The 15,501-nt window shown below is 71.1% G+C and carries 21 protein-coding genes; 18 read left to right on the forward strand and 3 right to left on the reverse strand.

What is annotated here, in order from left to right:
• The 3 genes from GY24_RS14665 to GY24_RS14675 form a co-directional block, all read left to right on the forward strand.
• Positions 1 to 945: flagellar hook-length control protein FliK (locus GY24_RS14665; protein WP_133161213.1), on the forward strand; the 945-nt coding region annotated here is incomplete at its 5' end.
• A gap of 11 nt (positions 946 to 956) precedes the next feature.
• Positions 957 to 1,460, forward strand: a complete 504-nt coding sequence (locus tag GY24_RS14670; RefSeq protein WP_233279389.1) for a flagellar hook assembly protein FlgD — start codon at positions 957 to 959, stop codon at positions 1,458 to 1,460.
• 30 nt (positions 1,461 to 1,490) lie between these two features.
• On the forward strand, positions 1,491 to 2,660 hold the full coding sequence (locus tag GY24_RS14675; RefSeq protein WP_104477009.1) for a flagellar hook protein FlgE: 1,170 nt from the start codon (positions 1,491 to 1,493) through the stop codon (positions 2,658 to 2,660).
• A gap of 84 nt (positions 2,661 to 2,744) precedes the next feature.
• On the opposite strand, the gene GY24_RS14680 is transcribed toward GY24_RS14675, so the two are convergent.
• The 3 genes from GY24_RS14680 to GY24_RS14690 are packed head-to-tail and all read right to left on the reverse strand — an operon-like array spanning position 2,745 to position 4,308.
• On the reverse strand, positions 2,745 to 3,743 hold the full coding sequence (locus GY24_RS14680; protein WP_104477011.1) for a DNA topoisomerase IB: 999 nt from the start codon (positions 3,741 to 3,743) through the stop codon (positions 2,745 to 2,747).
• A gap of 6 nt (positions 3,744 to 3,749) precedes the next feature.
• The gene (locus GY24_RS14685; protein WP_133161214.1) at positions 3,750 to 4,037 is read right to left on the reverse strand and encodes a hypothetical protein; all 288 of its coding nucleotides are present in this window, start codon (positions 4,035 to 4,037) and stop codon (positions 3,750 to 3,752) included.
• A gap of 25 nt (positions 4,038 to 4,062) precedes the next feature.
• Entirely contained in the window at positions 4,063 to 4,308 is a 246-nt protein-coding gene (locus GY24_RS14690) for a hypothetical protein (protein WP_104477015.1), read from the reverse strand.
• 220 nt (positions 4,309 to 4,528) lie between these two features.
• Here GY24_RS14690 and GY24_RS14695 point away from each other — a divergent pair, with 220 nt between their 5' ends.
• From GY24_RS14695 to GY24_RS14760, 15 genes are all read left to right on the forward strand, one after another.
• Positions 4,529 to 4,795 (forward strand): DUF7218 family protein, encoded by a 267-nt coding sequence (locus GY24_RS14695; protein ID WP_104477017.1) that lies wholly within the window; start codon positions 4,529 to 4,531, stop codon positions 4,793 to 4,795.
• Positions 4,796 to 4,847: 52 nt separating this feature from the next.
• Positions 4,848 to 4,997 (forward strand): hypothetical protein, encoded by a 150-nt coding sequence (locus tag GY24_RS17720; protein ID WP_161498752.1) that lies wholly within the window; start codon positions 4,848 to 4,850, stop codon positions 4,995 to 4,997.
• On the forward strand, positions 4,994 to 5,512 hold the full coding sequence (locus tag GY24_RS14700; protein ID WP_104477019.1) for a DUF6328 family protein: 519 nt from the start codon (positions 4,994 to 4,996) through the stop codon (positions 5,510 to 5,512). Before GY24_RS17720 ends, GY24_RS14700 begins: the two co-directional genes overlap by 4 nt.
• 242 nt (positions 5,513 to 5,754) lie before the next feature.
• Positions 5,755 to 6,015, forward strand: a complete 261-nt coding sequence (locus GY24_RS14705; RefSeq protein WP_104477021.1) for a flagellar FlbD family protein — start codon at positions 5,755 to 5,757, stop codon at positions 6,013 to 6,015.
• Positions 6,015 to 6,809 (forward strand): motility protein A, encoded by a 795-nt coding sequence (locus GY24_RS14710; protein ID WP_083364269.1) that lies wholly within the window; start codon positions 6,015 to 6,017, stop codon positions 6,807 to 6,809. The genes GY24_RS14705 and GY24_RS14710 overlap by 1 nt, the downstream gene beginning before the upstream one ends.
• Positions 6,806 to 7,621 carry an OmpA/MotB family protein gene (locus GY24_RS14715; RefSeq protein ID WP_104477023.1) on the forward strand — a complete coding sequence of 272 codons (816 nt, stop codon included), beginning with the start codon at positions 6,806 to 6,808 and terminating at the stop codon, positions 7,619 to 7,621. Before GY24_RS14710 ends, GY24_RS14715 begins: the two co-directional genes overlap by 4 nt.
• A 32-nt stretch (positions 7,622 to 7,653) precedes the next feature.
• A complete protein-coding gene (locus GY24_RS14720) occupies positions 7,654 to 8,568 on the forward strand; it encodes a flagellar motor switch protein FliM (protein WP_233279390.1) in 915 nt (304 codons plus the stop codon).
• Positions 8,565 to 9,314, forward strand: a complete 750-nt coding sequence (gene fliN / locus GY24_RS14725) for a flagellar motor switch protein FliN (protein WP_104477028.1) — start codon at positions 8,565 to 8,567, stop codon at positions 9,312 to 9,314. Before GY24_RS14720 ends, fliN begins: the two co-directional genes overlap by 4 nt.
• Before the next feature lie 2 nt (positions 9,315 to 9,316).
• The gene (fliO, locus tag GY24_RS14730; RefSeq protein ID WP_104477030.1) at positions 9,317 to 9,856 is read left to right on the forward strand and encodes a flagellar biosynthetic protein FliO; all 540 of its coding nucleotides are present in this window, start codon (positions 9,317 to 9,319) and stop codon (positions 9,854 to 9,856) included.
• The gene (gene fliP, locus GY24_RS14735; protein WP_104477032.1) at positions 9,856 to 10,662 is read left to right on the forward strand and encodes a flagellar type III secretion system pore protein FliP; all 807 of its coding nucleotides are present in this window, start codon (positions 9,856 to 9,858) and stop codon (positions 10,660 to 10,662) included. Before fliO ends, fliP begins: the two co-directional genes overlap by 1 nt.
• Positions 10,662 to 10,937 (forward strand): flagellar biosynthesis protein FliQ, encoded by a 276-nt coding sequence (fliQ, locus tag GY24_RS14740; protein ID WP_083364264.1) that lies wholly within the window; start codon positions 10,662 to 10,664, stop codon positions 10,935 to 10,937. Before fliP ends, fliQ begins: the two co-directional genes overlap by 1 nt.
• Positions 10,937 to 11,698 (forward strand): flagellar biosynthetic protein FliR, encoded by a 762-nt coding sequence (locus GY24_RS14745; RefSeq protein ID WP_104477035.1) that lies wholly within the window; start codon positions 10,937 to 10,939, stop codon positions 11,696 to 11,698. The genes fliQ and GY24_RS14745 overlap by 1 nt, the downstream gene beginning before the upstream one ends.
• Positions 11,699 to 12,799 (forward strand): EscU/YscU/HrcU family type III secretion system export apparatus switch protein, encoded by a 1,101-nt coding sequence (locus GY24_RS14750; protein ID WP_104477037.1) that lies wholly within the window; start codon positions 11,699 to 11,701, stop codon positions 12,797 to 12,799.
• Positions 12,796 to 14,838, forward strand: coding sequence for a flagellar biosynthesis protein FlhA (locus tag GY24_RS14755; protein ID WP_104477039.1), 2,043 nt, complete (start codon positions 12,796 to 12,798; stop codon positions 14,836 to 14,838). The genes GY24_RS14750 and GY24_RS14755 overlap by 4 nt, the downstream gene beginning before the upstream one ends.
• Positions 14,816 to 15,501, forward strand: a 686-nt coding sequence (locus GY24_RS14760) for a hypothetical protein (RefSeq protein WP_456080963.1), incomplete at its 3' end; no start/stop codon positions are given. The genes GY24_RS14755 and GY24_RS14760, both read left to right, overlap by 23 nt.

The following is a 15,501-nucleotide window of genomic DNA, read 5'->3' on the forward strand; positions in this document are numbered from 1 at the left end:
CCCGCCGACGCGATCGCCACACCGGCTTCACCGGCCGCCGGCCCGGCCGCGCAGGTCTCCGGCGACGGGGCTGCGACAGCCGCTGCGACGGCCGCGGCCGCGGCTCCGACCGCTGCTGTGCCGGGCGCCTCGGCATCCGGTGCCGCGCCGGTGCCCTCATCCACCGAGGCGGCCGGCGCAGCGCGAGCCGCCACGCAGGCGCCCCTCGCCGCGGCGAACCCCGCGGCGAACCCGGTCGCGAACCCCACGGCGAACGCCACTGCGGCCCCCGCCCCGGCCGCGGCGGCCAGCGCGGTCCCGGTCGACGGCACCGGCGAGAGCGCCCCGGCACCCGTTGTTGCCGCCGTCGGTCCGGCTCCGGTCGCCCACTCGGCGCTCACGGGCACGGCCTCGCTGGCCCAGCCCGGCCTCCCCGCCGCGCCGGCGCCGCTGGCGACCCAGCTGGCCCGGCCGTTGTTCACCCTGGCCGCCGCCGGCGACGGCACACACCACATGACGATCACGGTGAACCCCGAACGTCTCGGCCCGGTCACCGTGCAAGCGGTCGTCGCCGGCGACCAGCTGCGCATCGAGCTCTTCGCCCCGAGCGACGTCGCCCGCGACGCCGTCCGTGGCATCCTCGGCGAACTGCGCCGCGATCTCGCCGGCACCGGGCTGCACGCCAGCCTCAACCTCTCCGGCGACGACGCCCCGGCCAGGCAGGGCGCAGGCAACCCGGGCGGCCAGAACCACGCCGGCCAGAACACGTCGGGACAGAATCAGCCCGGCCAGAACCAGCCCGGCCAGCAGGGTCCCGCCCAGCAGGGGGCCGTGCCGCGGGAGGAGCCGGTCGTGGCACCCCGCTCCCTGGCCGCCCTGCAGGCCGACGAGCACGCCAGCGACGCCGAGCTTCTCGAGGCCGCCGCCACGACATCCGCCCACCCGCACATCGATCTGATCGCATAGAAGAGGACCCCGTGCCGATTGACCCCATTGCCACTGCCCGCGGCGGCATCTACACCAACGCACCCGTCCGGGCGCCCAAGCAGGACATGGACGGCGAGGTGTTCATGTCGTTGCTCGTCACCCAGCTGCAGAACCAAGACCCGAGCTCGCCGATGGACACCGGCCAGATGATCCAGCAGACCACCCAGCTGGCGATGATGGAGAAGATGAACGAGCTCGCCACCACCAGCGCGGAGGGCTTCTCGCTGCAGATGCGCTCCGCGGCCGCCGCACTCGTCGGCCAGCAGGTGACGTACGTCAACGCGACGGGCGAGACCATCACCGGAATAGCCGACTCCGTTTCCTACGCCGGAGCGGTGCCGACAGTCTCCGTCGGCGGCAAGAATATCCCGCTCGATGTGATCGCCAGCGTCACCAAGCCCCCCGCCGTGCCCCCGGTGCCCGACGTACCGGTCGACCCCCCGGTCGACCCTCCCGCAGAACCAGAAACTCCCGGCGCAGCCGCCGCCGTCTGACCGCCGACACCTCCACCGAAAGGCCAACACATGCTTCGCTCGCTCTACTCCGGTATCTCCGGACTCCGCTCGCACCAGACCATGCTCGACGTCACCGGCAACAACATCGCCAACGTCAACACCACCGCGTTCAAGGGTTCCGCCGTGCAGTTCCAGGACACCCTCTCGCAGCTCACCCAGGGCGCGGGCGGGCCGCAGGCCCTGACCGGTGGAACGAACCCGTCGCAGGTCGGCCTCGGCGTGCAGGTCGCCGGCATCTCCACCAACTTCACCCAGGGCTCCGCCCAGGCGACTGGTCGGGCGACCGACATGATGATCGCTGGTGACGGGTTCTTCGTCACCAGCATCGGTGGCGAGACCCGCTACACCCGCGCCGGCGCATTCGAGCTCGACGCCGACGGCCGCCTGACCGCGCCCGACGGCTCGCTCGTGCAGGGCTGGAACGCCGTGGGCGGCCAGGTGCCGACCGGCGGTGCCGTCGGCACCATCAGCCTGCCGCTCAAGGCCGTCGCCCCCGCGGTGGCCACCACCGGCGCGACGGTCGGCGGCAACCTGCCCTCCGACGCGGCCACCGGCGCCGAGCTGGTGCGCGACGTGCCGGTCTACGACGCCGACGGCAAGGCGGGCACCCTGACCCTCACCTTCACGAAGACCGCAGCCGGCTGGGACGTCTCCGGGTCCGACGGCGTCGCCACGCAGACGGCATCCCTCACCTTCGCCAACGGCGCGCTGACGGGCGGCACCCTCGGCGCCATCGGCGGGATCACGGTCGACCTGGCCGGCATCACCGGCTTCGCCACCCTCAGCACCGTCGCCATCGAGGGCCAGAACGGCCGCCAGGCCGGCACGCTCGAATCGTTCACCCTGTCCAAGGACGGCACCCTCATCGGCCTTTTCAGCAACGGCGCCAAGGAGCCGATCGCCCGCGTGGCCCTGGCCACCTTCGCCAACCCGGGCGGCCTCGAGAAGGCCGGATCCTCCGGCTACCGCGCCACCGTCAACTCGGGCAACGCGGCCTACGGCGTTCCGGGCGATGCGGGCCTCGGCGTGCTCGCCGGCGGCCAGCTCGAGATGTCCAACGTCGACCTCTCGCAGGAGTTCACCAACCTGATCGTCGCCCAGCGCGGCTTCCAGGCAAACGCCCGCATCATCACCACCTCCGACGAGGTGCTGCAGGAGCTCACCAACCTCAAGCGCTAACAGCGGCTCACGGTATGGCCCCGGTGTCTCGGCACCGGGGCCATCGCCGTTGCACGGCCAGGTGCATGCCGCCGGGCGACACCACTAGGTGGCAGGGGCGTCCTCGCCGAGCAGCAGGAGCCTGATTGCGGATTCCGGCGCCAGACCGGCCGTCGTGAGCAGGCGCCCGTCGCGGAACCGGTCGAACACCCGAGGGTCGATGTAGTTGGCGCGCGCCACCGTCGGCGTGTTCCCGAGGGCCTCCGCGGTGACCCGCGTCGCCTCGACGATCGCCTTCTTCCTGGCGGTCGCAGACGAACCGGAGCCGTGCGCCGCCGGCCCCTGCGCGGCAAGGGCCTGCGCGGCGATGATGGTGCCGTGCAGTGTCCGGAAGTCCTTCGCGCTGAAGTTGCCCTTCGTGCGCTCGCGCACGTACTCGTTCACCTCCTCAGGGAGCACCCGATGCCAGCCGTCGTCGTCCTTCCACGCGAGCAGAACGGCGTCCGGCCCGCGGCGCTTCAGAGCGCGCACGGCCGCCGCCAGATCGGGGTCCGTCGTCTGCGACGACCAGTCGACGGCGCCCTTCCCCGTGAACTCGAGCAGCACCGTGTCGCCGGAGACCCGGGCGTCGGAGCCGCGCAGCGTCGTCAGGCCCCGGCTACCGTGTCGTTGCGCGTAACGCTCGCTCCCCACGCGCAGATATGCGCTGTCCAACAGCCGGAAGGCGACGGCGAGGGCCCGGGCCCGCGTGTGCCGCGGGCCCCGCAGGTCCCGGGTGACCACGCCGCGCGCGGCGGGCAGGCTGGCGGCCAGGTCGAGGGCGCGGTCGTACTTCAGCCGTGACCGTGCCCGCTGCCACTGCTCGTGGTAGAGGTACTGGCGTCGCCCGGCGGCGTCGGTTCCCATCGCCTGGATGTGTGCATTGGCCTGGGGCGCGATCCACACGGCGGTCCACGCCGGGGGAATGCTCAGCGCCTCAACACGCGCCGTGGCCGACTCCGCGGTGAGCGGGGCCCCGCGCTCGTCGATGACGGCCAGATGTGCACCCGTCCGCGAGAGGGTCCACCCCGGCGAGGACGGGTCCGCCGTGCGCAGTCGGGGCATGGGCGCTCAGTCGGCCGAGCCGGGCGCCGGGTGGTGCGCAGTGTGCCGGCCCACCGCGGCGGAGATCGCGTTCGCCTGCTCGTCCTCCGGGATGCTCAGCCCCGATTCGGCGCTCCGCTCCCGCACGATGCCGGCGATGTGCCGGACGCGCTGCGGGCCGACATCCGCGATCGTCTGGTCGATGATCCCCTCCAGCTTCTCCCGGTCGGAGACGGCGTCCTGCTCCATCACCGGCTCGTCCTGGGTCCCGCTGTTCTCGGTGTTCTCCGCACCGGTGCGTCCTGTGTTGTCCACGTCCCGCTCCATCCCCTCAGCCGTCTCAGCGCTCTGCGCCCAGGGGCGTTGCGAGCAGCTGCGCGATCCGCGCCGTCGCGATGTCCGCGGCGACCCGGTGCAGCTCGCCGTCCGAAATCTCCACCTGGTGGTCTGTGAGCTGCGCACGCAGAATGCTCTCGACCGCCTCCGGTGTGTGGCCGTCCAACTCCGCGCGCACCGCACAAATGACGTCGCTTGCGCCGAAGCCCCTGTGCGCTGGCTCTGTCGCTCGATGGGCCGTGATGTGCATCTGTCCTTCTCCGTCGTCCGTGGCGGGCACTGTCTGCCCGCCGTGAGTCAGCCTCACGTTAGTGCGTGTCCGGCCGACTCGGCAGGGGCTTGAACAGCCCGGCCTCGTGTGTTATCGCCCCCCGTTCCGACACCAGCGGCATGACCTGGGGGCGTCTGTCAAGCCCCTCCCCCGCCGCCGGGCCAGAACCTAGCGTGGAGGGACGAGAGGGGAGCACAGCATGCCGGGACGCACGAATCCAAGCCTGAAAGACCCCGAGCTCTACGAGAAGCTCCGCGCCGAGGGCGCATCAAAGGAGAAGGCGGCGCGCATCTCAAACGCCGCGGCAGCGAGCGGGCGGTCCGAGATCGGACGCCGCGGAGGCACTGCGGAGGACTACGACGAGCGAACCGTCCCTGAGCTGCGCGCACGCGCCAAGGAGCTGGGGCTGCGCGGCTATTCCGGGAAGCGCAAGGGCGAGCTGATCGAGCTGCTCCGCACCCACTGAAGGCCTGAACAACTGAACAACTGAACAACTGGACGAATGAGGGGATGAAGAGATGGGCGAACGACGCAGCGATCACCCGACGCCGGGGCGCAAGGACGGCGTGAGCGGGGATCCGCCACCGGCCAACAACGATCTCACCGCCGACAACGACGTCGAGGAGGACACCGTCGCGACGGTGGACCCCGACAACGCGCCGGCATGACGGGAGTGGACCCAGACGGCTCCGACCCGGGGGAGAGCCGCCGAGAGCGCCTGGACAGAAATTGGAGCGAACTCCTCCAAGAGCTCCGTGTGGTGCAGACCGGCACCCAGATCATCACCGGTTTCCTGCTCGCGGCGGTGTTCCAGTCCCGGTTCACCGAACTCGACACCTTCCAGCTGGCCACCTACCTGTGCCTGGTCATCACCTCGGTGGTGACGACGATCGCCGGGCTCGCCCCGGTGAGCCTGCACCGCTACCTCTTCCGGAAGCGCGCCAAGGAGCAGGTCGTCGCGTATGCGGACCGCTTCGCCCGCATCACGCTCGTCGGGGTTGCCATCACCGTGGTGGGCATCACACTCCTCATCTTCGACTTCGTGCTCGGCCGGGCGTGGGGCATCGGCCTGGCCGTGGCGGTTGGCGCGCTCCTCGTGCTGTGCTGGGTCATCGCCCCGCAGCGGGCGCGCGCGGCGGACCGCGCGGCCGACGCAGCCGCCGCGGCCGCCGCACGGGAGTGACGGGCGAGGAGCCGCGCCAGCGGCGCGCGTCATCCATTCGCGACAGCTGGCTCAGAATCGTGCCGTTTCTGAGCCGGCTGCGGTGACGCGATTCGACGAGTGCGGGAATCGGGCACGGCGCGCCCGGCCGTTGAATCTGTCGGCGAGGGCGGCGACCGCGCTAACCATGAGCGGCGCGCTGCCGATAGTGCAGCGTGACGGCCATTCGGCCGCGAAAACTTCAGCAGAAGCGAGGCGAGGCGATGATCGTCGTCACCCGACTCAATGACAGCCAATTCGCGATCAACCCCGATCTCATCGAGCGCATCCACGAGAGCCCCGACACCACCCTGGTCATGCTCGACGGCGCCAAGTACATCGTGACGGAGTCGCTGGCCGAGGTGATCACCCGCATCACCGAGTACCGCGCGCGGGTCATCAACCTGGCATCCGAGATGCATGAGCAGCAGGCCGGCCCGCACCCGGTCCTTCGCCCGCTGAACACGCCGGGAGATGCACGCTGATGGACATCGCGATCATTCTCGGACTCGTCATCGCCTTCGGCTCGCTGTTCGCCATGATGACCCTCGAGGGCACCGCCGTCACGGCGGTGCTGCTCCCGGCACCCATGATCCTGGTGCTCGGCGCCAGCATGGCCGTCGGCATGGCCGGCGGCACCCTGCGCGACACCATCGCCGCCTTCAAGGCCCTGCCCAGCGCGTTCATCGGCCGCTCCACCAAGCCAGACGAGACCATCGGCAAGCTGGTCTCGCTCGCCGAGATCGCCCGGTCAGAGGGCCTCCTCGCCTTGGAGATCAAGGCGGAGGAAGAGCCGGACCAGTTCCTCAAGCGCGCGCTGCAGAGCGTCGCCGACGGCACGGACGGCGAGGAGCTGCGGATCCTGCTCGAGGACGAGATCAGCACGAGCGACCGCGCTGCCCGCAACGCCGCCCGCTACTTCACCAGCGTCGGCGGCTACGCCCCGACCATCGGCATCATCGGCACCGTGGTGTCGCTGATCCACGTGCTGGAGAAGCTGGACAGCCCGGCCACCCTCGGCCCGATGATCGCCACCGCCTTCGTCGCCACGCTCTGGGGCCTGCTCAGCGCCAACTTCATCTTCCTGCCGATCGGCACCCGCCTGAAGCGCCTCGCCGAGCTCGAGGTCGAGCGGATGACGCTGCTCATGGAGGGCGTCCTCGCCATCCACGCCGGCAGCCAGCCGCGCCTGCTCGGCGACCGCCTGCGCGCGATGGTGCCGCGCGAGAAGGCGCCGCGCGAGAAGGAACAGCCGGTGAAGGTCTCGGACGCGGCATGAGTCGGCCCGCCCGCCGTTCCCGCAACACCGAGCACGCCGAGGAGCACGTCGACGAGCGCTGGATGGCGTCCTACATGGACATGGTCACCGTGCTGATGTGTCTGTTCATCGTGCTGTTCGCCATGTCGACCGTCGACCAGGACAAGTTCATCGCCCTGAAGAACTCGCTCGCCACCGGCTTCGGCACCGTGGATGTCGGCAAGTTGGACACGGCATCCGGGGTCGTCGTCCCGGAGGAGCTGGTTGACGAGCAGGGCGCGGGCTTCACCGAGGCCGAGGAGGCCTCCGCCGAGGTCGACGAGCTGCTCAAGCTGCGCGAGCAGCTGCGCTCCGCCCTGGCTGCCCAGAACCTCGAGCACACCGTCACGTTCGTCATCGACCAGCGCGGGCTGACCGTCGGCCTGATCGGCTGGGAGACCTTCTTCCAGCCCAACAGCATCCAGCTGCAGGGCGAGGCGCTCGTCGTCGTCGACACGCTCGGACCGATCCTGGCCGCGGCGGAGCACAAGGTCTCGGTCGAGGGCCATGCCGACTACCGCGGCTCGCCCACCCCGTTCCCGACCGACTGGGAGCTCTCCGGCGGCCGCGCCACCCAGGTGTTGCGCCGCATGGTCGAGTCCGCCGGCTTCCCCGGCTCCCAGATCTCTGCCGTCGGCTATGGCTCCACCCGGCCGGCCCGCACGGGGGAGAGCGCAGAGGATGCCGCCATCAACCGCCGGGTCGACATCGCCGTGCTGTCTGACCTGCCGGAGTCTGTGCGCAATCTGATCCCCACCGCGCTCAGCACGAAGACAGGGCAGCCCGCTCCCTAACGCGGCGCCATTCGCTGCCGATAGTCGCAACAGTGACGGTCAGAGATAAGCAGCAGCGCGCAGACTCCGTGGATTCCGCGTACTCGGCCGGCCCCCAGCCCTACGACTTCCGGCGCCCGACGACACTGGCCCGCGAGCACTCGCGTGTGCTGGAGCTGGCCTTCGAGACCTTCGCCAGGCAGTGGGCGACGCAGCTCACCGCGAAGGTGCGCGTGCTCTCCCAGGTGACGTGCGAGCAGGTGCTCATGCACAGCTACGACGAGTACGCGGCCGTCCTCCCGGCGACCACCGCGATGGTGCTCTGCTCGATCGAGGGCACCTCCGCCAAGGCCGTCGTGCAGTTCCCGGCCTCGGCCGGGCTCTCCTGGGTGGCGCGGATGCTCGGCGGCAGTGCCGACGCAGAGATGCCGGAGCGGGTCTTCACCCAGATCGAGCAGGCGCTGGTGCGCCGGCTGATGGACGACGCGCTCGAGGACCTGCGCTACTCGCTCGGCGAGCTGCTCGTCGACGCCATCTCGATCGACGGCATCCAGTACAACTCCCAGTTCGCCCAGGCCGCCCCGACCGCCGAGCTGATGATCGTCGCCCGCTTCGCCGTGCGGGTGGGGGACCACCGCTCCCTGGCGAGCGTCGCCGTCCCCGCCGCCGTGATCCTGCCGCAGCTGGGCGAGTCCAACCCGACCAGCCCCGTCGACAATGCCCGCGCCCTGATCGGGCAGCAGCTCGGCACCGTGCCCGTCGACGTCGCGCTGCGCCTGGCGCCAGCCCCTGTGCTGCCGGGCACCGTGCTCGGACTCGCCGTCGGCGACGTCATTCCGCTTCCCCATTCCCAACATCGCCCGCTCGACCTCGTCGTCGACGGCCACGAACTTGCCAGCGCTGCCGTCGGGGTCAACGGATCCCGCCTGGCCTGCGTCGTGGTGAGCACCAAGGAGACAACACGATGACGACCACCCCTGAACTTGGCACGCTCGAGCGCGCCGCCGTCGACGCCCTGCTTGCGGTTCTGCCGCTGCCCGGCGTCACCCGCGCCGTCATCGCCCGCGACCTGAGCGGCAGCGATGCCGCCGCGGCCGCCGCCGCGATCGCGTCCGCCGTGCAGGCGAGCTTCGTCGGAGCCCGTTCCGCCGACCTGGCCGTTGCCGTTCTCGACGGCTCGGCCCTGCTCGGCGCGGCCGGCGGCGACTCCGCCCTGGTCTCCGCCGCCGACGTGCTGCGCCCCTCGCTCGAGGCGGCGGCATCCACCCTCGGCACCGGGCTGCTCGGCGCCAGCGCGCAGGGCGACGCCAGCGGCCTCATCGGCGACGACGAGGCCGTCGTGTTCGAGCTGCTCGGCGGCAGCAGCGGCGAGGACACCACGATCGGCTGGTTTGCAATTCGCGTGCGCGAGGCGGCCGTGCTGACCCCCGCCGCGGGCAGCGCGGCATCCGACGCCGACGTGCTCGGCCGGCTCGGCCGCATCAACAACGTCGAGATGGCGCTGACCGTCGAGCTCGGCCGCACCCGGATGACGGTGCGCGACGTGCTCTCGATCGAGCCCGGCGCCGTCATCGAGCTGGACCGCTCCGCCGGCGCCCCCGCCGATGTGCTGCTGAACGGCCGGCTGATCGCCCACGGCGAGATCGTCGTCGTCGACCAGGACTACGCCGTGCGCATCACGCGCATCCTCGACGTCGCGGACGGCGCGCTCTAACGGTGGACACCCTCTTCGTCGCGCTGCGCGTCCTGCTCTCCCTCGGTGCCGTCCTGGCACTGCTGTGGCTGCTGCAGCGACGCTTCGCGCGCGGCGGAGCGGCCAAGGGCAAGGCGCGCACCGCCAGCCTCGCCGTCGTCGGGCGGCAGAGCGTCGGCGCCAAGGCATCCGTCGTCGTGGTCGAGCACGACGGCCAGCGCTTCCTGCTCGGCGTGACCGAGCACGGCGTCACCAAGCTGCACGCCGCCCCGATCGTGCCGGCGGGCCCGCCCGCCGCGTTCGCCGAGACGGCGGACGCCGAACAGGGCGACGCACACTTCGCCCGGGTGCTCGCCGAGGCCGGCCAGGCGGAAGACGTCGTGCCGGTGGCCGGGGTGCCAGCTGGAACAGCGCCGGCCGCACCGGTGCCGGCTGCCGCAGCGCTGTCTGCGGCGGCGCCGGCCTCACCAGCGCTCGCCCGGCCGGCCGGCCGGCTCGCCGGCTCAATCCTCGCGCCCGAGACCTGGAAGCAGGCCGCTGCCGTCGTTCGGGACCGGTGGTAATGCGTCGCTGGGCCCTGGCGCTCAGCCTCATCGCCCTCCTCGTCGGCGTCAACCTCGTGTTCGGCGTCAGCGACGCCCTGGCCGCCCCCGGCGACCCGCTGCTGCCCACCCCGCCGACGAACCCCGCCGACCCCGGCGGCGGCGTGACGGTGGAGATCAACGGATCGAACGGCACCCCGTCCTCTGCCGTCATCACCCTGATCGGCATCACGCTTCTCTCGGTCGCCCCCGCGCTGCTGCTCATGATGAGCTCGTTCACAAAGATCTTCGTCGTGCTCGCCATGACCAGGAACGCACTCGCCCTGCCGACGATCCCGCCGAACCAGGTGCTCGCCGGCCTCGCCCTCTTCCTCTCGCTGTTCATCATGAGCCCCGTGCTCACCGACATCAACGACCTGGCGGTGCAGCCGTTCACCGCCGGCACGATCGACTTCTCGCAGGCGCTGGATGCGGCATCCGCGCCCCTGCAGTCGTTCATGCTCGCGCACACCCGCGAGGAGGACATCGCCCTGATGACGCGGGCTGCCGGCCTGGCCAACCCCGAGAACGCCGCCGCCGTGCCGCTCACCACGCTGATCCCGGCATTCATGATCTCCGAGCTGCGCGCCGCGTTCATCATCGGCTTCGTCATCTTCGTGCCGTTCCTCGTGATCGACCTCGTCGTCTCCGCCGTGCTGATGTCGATGGGCATGATGATGCTCCCGCCCGTCATGATCTCGCTGCCCTTCAAGATCCTGTTGTTCATCCTCGTCGACGGCTGGGGGCTCATCATCACGTCGCTGATCGCCAGCTACAAGGGGGGCTGATGGACTCCGCAGCCGTCCTCGACATCGCCATGGCCAGCCTGATCATCGCCGCCAAGCTCGCCGCCCCGCTCCTGATCACCGCGCTCGTCGTCGGCTTCACCATCTCGCTGTTCCAGTCGATCACGCAGATCCAGGAGGTCACGCTCTCCTTCGTGCCCAAGGCGATCGCCGTCTGCGCCGCTCTGTTCATCTCCGGCCAGTGGATGATCAGCGAGCTGATCAGCTTCACCGAGCAGCTGTTCGCCACCATCCCGATGCTCATCGGAAACGCCTGATGCTCGGCGCGACACTCTCGGCCGGCTGGCTGGAGGCCGTCGGGCTGGCGGCGGTGCGGATGACGGCCTTCCTCGTCATCGCGCCGCCCTTCTCCTACAAGGCGATCCCCGCCCGGATCAAGGCCATGCTCGGCGTCGCGCTGGCGCTGGCCGTCTCGCCCCGGGTGACGCCCGGCTACACCCCGCTGGACACCGGCCCGTTCTTCGCCGCCCTCGCCCTGGAGCTGCTGGTCGGCGCCATGCTCGGCTTCCTGGTCTCGCTCGTCTTCGCCGCCGTGCAGACCGCCGGCAACCTCATCGACATGTTCGGCGGCTTCCAGATGGCGCAGGCCTTCGACCCGGGCTCCATGGTCAACGGCGCCCAGTTCACCCGGCTGTTCCAGATGACGGCCCTCGCGCTGATGTTCGCCTCCGGCGCCTACCAGCTCGTCATCGGCGGCATCGTGCGCTCCTACGAGGCGCTGCCGCTCGGCGGCGGCCTGGACCTCGCCGGCAGCGCGGAGCTGATGGTCACCGGCGTCTCCCAGATGATGCTGGCCGCCGTGCAGATCGCCGGACCGCTGCTCGTCGTGCTCTTCCTGGCGGATGCCGGCCTCGGCCTGCTCACCCGGGTCGCGCCGGCGCTCAACGCCTTCGCGCTGAGCTTCCCGATCAAGATCCTGCTCACGCTGCTGCTGGCCGGCATGGTCGTCGTCGTGCTGCCCGAGGTCATCTCGGCCCTGGCCACCGAGGCCTTCCGCACCATCGGGGCGGTGAAGTAAGTGTCCGACGCCTCCGAACGCTCAGAACAAGCAACGCCCAAGCGCATGAAAGAGGTGCGCGAGAAGGGCCAGCTCACCCGCTCCCAGGACATGAGCGCCTGGCTCGGCGTCGGCGCCGTCGCCCTGATGCTGCCGACGACCATCGCGCTCGGCACCGCCGCCGCCGAGACGCAGATGCACTCCATCACCGCGCTCATCGCCGCGCCGGAGCCGATGCAGGCCCTCGACACGCTCGTGCAGGGGCTCGGCTCGATGCTCGGCACGATCGGGCCGCTGTTCGCGGTGGCGGCCGGCGTGATCCTGCTCGGCGCGGCCGCACAGGGCGGCATCCACCTCCGCAAGTTCACCGGCAAGTACGAGCAGCTCAACCTCGTCAAGGGCGCCGGCCGGGTGTTCGGCATGCAGGCCCTCTGGGAGGGGGCCAAGTCGCTGCTGAAGACGCTCGTCGTCGGCGGGGTGCTCTACCTCGTCATCCAGGGGCTGATGCCCGTGCTGAGCAGCGCCGGCGGGCTGCCCGTCAGCGCGCTGCTCGCCGCGGCGAGCAGCGGCGCCACCGTGCTGCTGCAGTCGGCCGTCGTGGCCGGCCTGGTGCTGGCCGCGGCCGACATCATGGTCGTCATGAAGCGCAACCGCAAGAAGACGCGGATGACGAAGCAGGAGCTGAAGGACGAGAACAAGTCCAGCGAGGGCGACCCGATGATCAAATCGCAGCGCCGCGCCCGCCAGCTGGCCATGAGCCGCAACCGCATGATCGCCTCCGTCGCCGGCTCCGACGTCGTGCTGGTCAACCCGACGCACATCGCCGTCGCCCTCCGCTACGAGGCGGGCAAGGCCGCGCCGCGCGTCGTCGCCAAGGGTCAGGGCACCATCGCCACCCGCATCCGCGAGGAGGCAGACGCCCAGCGGGTGCCGATCGTCAAGGACGTCCCGCTGGCGCGGGCCCTGCACGCCGAGTGCGAGATCGGCCACGAGATCCCGCTCGATCACTACAACGCCGTCGCCCGGGTGCTCGCCTTCGTGATGGCCCTGAAGAAGCGCGGCGCCGGCTACGGCACCCACACCATGACCCCGCAACTCGTACCCCAAAGGACCGGTCAATGAACCGCAACCTCGCCAAGCTCGCGGTGCCCATCGGGGTCGTCGGCATCATCCTGCTGCTCGTCGTCCCCGTGCCCGCCTGGCTGCTCGACATCCTGATCATCGTCAACATCCTGTTGGCGCTCGTGATCCTGCTCACGACGATGTTCATCAGGAAGCCGCTCGACTTCTCGGTGTTCCCCTCGCTGCTGCTGGCGGTGACGCTGTTCCGCCTCGGCCTGAACGTCGCCTCCACCCGCCTCGTGCTCGGCGAGGGCTACGCCGGCCAGGTGATCGAGGCCTTCGGGCACGTCGCCGTCGGCGGCTCCATCATCATCGGCAGCGTGATCTTCCTGATCCTCGTCGTGATCCAGTTCATCGTCGTCACCAAGGGCGCGGAGCGCGTGGCCGAGGTCGGCGCCCGCTTCACCCTCGACGCCATGCCCGGCAAGCAGATGGCCATCGACGCCGACCTGAACGCCGGGCTGATCAGCGACGTGCAGGCCAGGGAGCGCCGCGCGGAGGTCTCCTCCGAGGCCGACTTCTACGGCGCCATGGACGGCGCGTCGAAGTTCGTCAAGGGCGACGCCATCGCCGGCATCCTCATCATCGTCATCAACATCATCGGCGGCATCGCGATCGGCATGATCCAGCGCGGCATGGAGATGGGCGACGCCGTCAGCACCTACACGCTGCTGACCATCGGCGACGGCCTCGTCACCCAGATCCCTGCCCTGCTGATGGCCGTCTCCACCGGCATGATCGTGACCCGGTCCACCGCCGACGCCGACATGGGCACCACCGCGGGCGCCCAGCTGGCGCAGTCGCGCAACGCCCTCATGATCGCCGGCAGCGCCGCGATCGTGATGGCGCTGATCCCCGGCATGCCGATGGTGCCGTTCATCGTGATCGGCGGCCTGCTGATCTTCGCCGCACAGCGCGTCAAGGCGCGCACCGAGCGCGAGGAGAAGGCCGCGGCGTCGCCGCAGAACGAGGCGCCGACCCTGGCCGAGAGCACCGAGGCGCTGATCGAGCAGATGCGCGTGCACGCCCTCGAGATCCTGCTCGCCCCCGACCTCGTCGACGTCGTCTCCGGCGCCTCCGACGACCTGCTCGGCCGGGTGAAGGCCCTCCGCCGCACGATCGCCATGGAGCTCGGCATCGTCGTGCCCCCGGTGCGCACCCGCGACAGCATCGAGCTGCCCGCCTCCTGCTACGTCATCCGCATCGCCGGCGTCGAGGTGGCCCGTGGCATCGCACCCGGCGGCCGGGTGCTCGCCCTCGGCGACGCCCTCGAGGCGCTGCCGGGCACCGCCACCGTCGAGCCCGTCTTCGGCCTGCCCGGCAAGTGGGTGCCCAGCGAGCTGCGGCACAGCGCCGAGATGGCCGGCGCCACCGTCATCGACCGCGTCTCCGTCATCGTCACCCACCTCTCCTCCGTCGTCACGGCCAACGCCGCCCGCCTGCTCAGCCGGGAGGACGTGCGCGTGCTGAGCGACGGCGTGCGGCAGGTGAACCCGGCCGCCGTCGAGGAGCTGACGCCCGGCCTGCTCAGTCTGGCCGAGGTGCAGCGGGTGCTGCAGGGCCTCCTCGCCGAGCAGGTCGCGATCAACGACCTGCCCCGCATCTTCGAGGCCCTCTCGCTGCGCGCCAAGGTTGCCGTCGACCCGGAGGGGCTGATCGAGGCCGCCCGGGCCGCGCTCGGGCCCGCCATCGTCGCCAAGCACCTGGACGGGCGCATCCTCCGCGTCGTCATGATTGACCCCTCGCTGGAGCAGGGCATGCTCGAGGGGCTCCGCCCGGCCGAGCACGGCACCCAGATTCTGCTCGACCAGCGCAGCATGGAGCAGGTCATCGACTCGCTGCGGGCGTCCCTCGCCCAGGCCGATGCCCAGGGCGTCAGCGCCGTGCTGGTGTGCGCCCCGGCGCTCCGCCCGGCCATCCACCGCCTGGTCACCCCGCAGACCGGCGTCGCCGTGCTCTCCTACCAGGAGGTCACCTCCGCCAACGTCGAGATCGAGACCGTGGGGGTGGTGCGCGGTGTCACGGCAGGTTCGGCTTGAGGGGCAGTCGCTCCAGTCGCTCCATGAGCGGGTGCTGGCCGAGCACGGCCGGCACGCCCGGATCGTCTCCGCCGAGCGCGTCGTGAGCGGCGGCATCCGCGGCTTCTTCGCCAAACAGCACTTCGAGGTCGTCGTCGAGCTGCCGGAATCCGGCAGCCCCAGCGTGCACAGCATGGACCTGCCCACCCGGGTCGGCCTGGCCGCGCTGCTCGAGGAGGCCGACACGGTCGAGTCGGCGCTGGCCGAGGCGCCGCCGGAGCAGCCGACCACGGCCTCGCCGGACTTCGCGGCGCTGCTGCGCCAGATGACGCACGACATGGCGCCGCCGCCCGGCGAGCAGGCCTCGCTGCCACAGCCTCCCGCACTCGGGCTGCTGCCGATCGTCTCCGTCGTGCACGCCCCGTCGCGTGCCCAGCTCCCCGCGGGCACCCCCGCGCAGCTCGCCCTGGCGCAGCCTGCCCCGGCAGCCGAACCGCCGCTGCCGCTGGAGCGCCCGGGCGACCTGGTGCTCTGCATCGGGGCGCGCTCCGACGCCGCGCTGGTGGCGTCGGCCTGGGCCGCGCAGAACGGCGCCGAGATCGCCGTCTGCGCGCCGAGCACGGCCGGCGCGGACGTCTCGGCGCACCCGGGCCTGCCGCAGCTCGGCGACCGCCGGGACGCCGC

It is taken from the genome of Microterricola pindariensis (assembly GCF_002936985.1).
Classification (GTDB): domain Bacteria; phylum Actinomycetota; class Actinomycetes; order Actinomycetales; family Microbacteriaceae; genus Microterricola; species Microterricola pindariensis.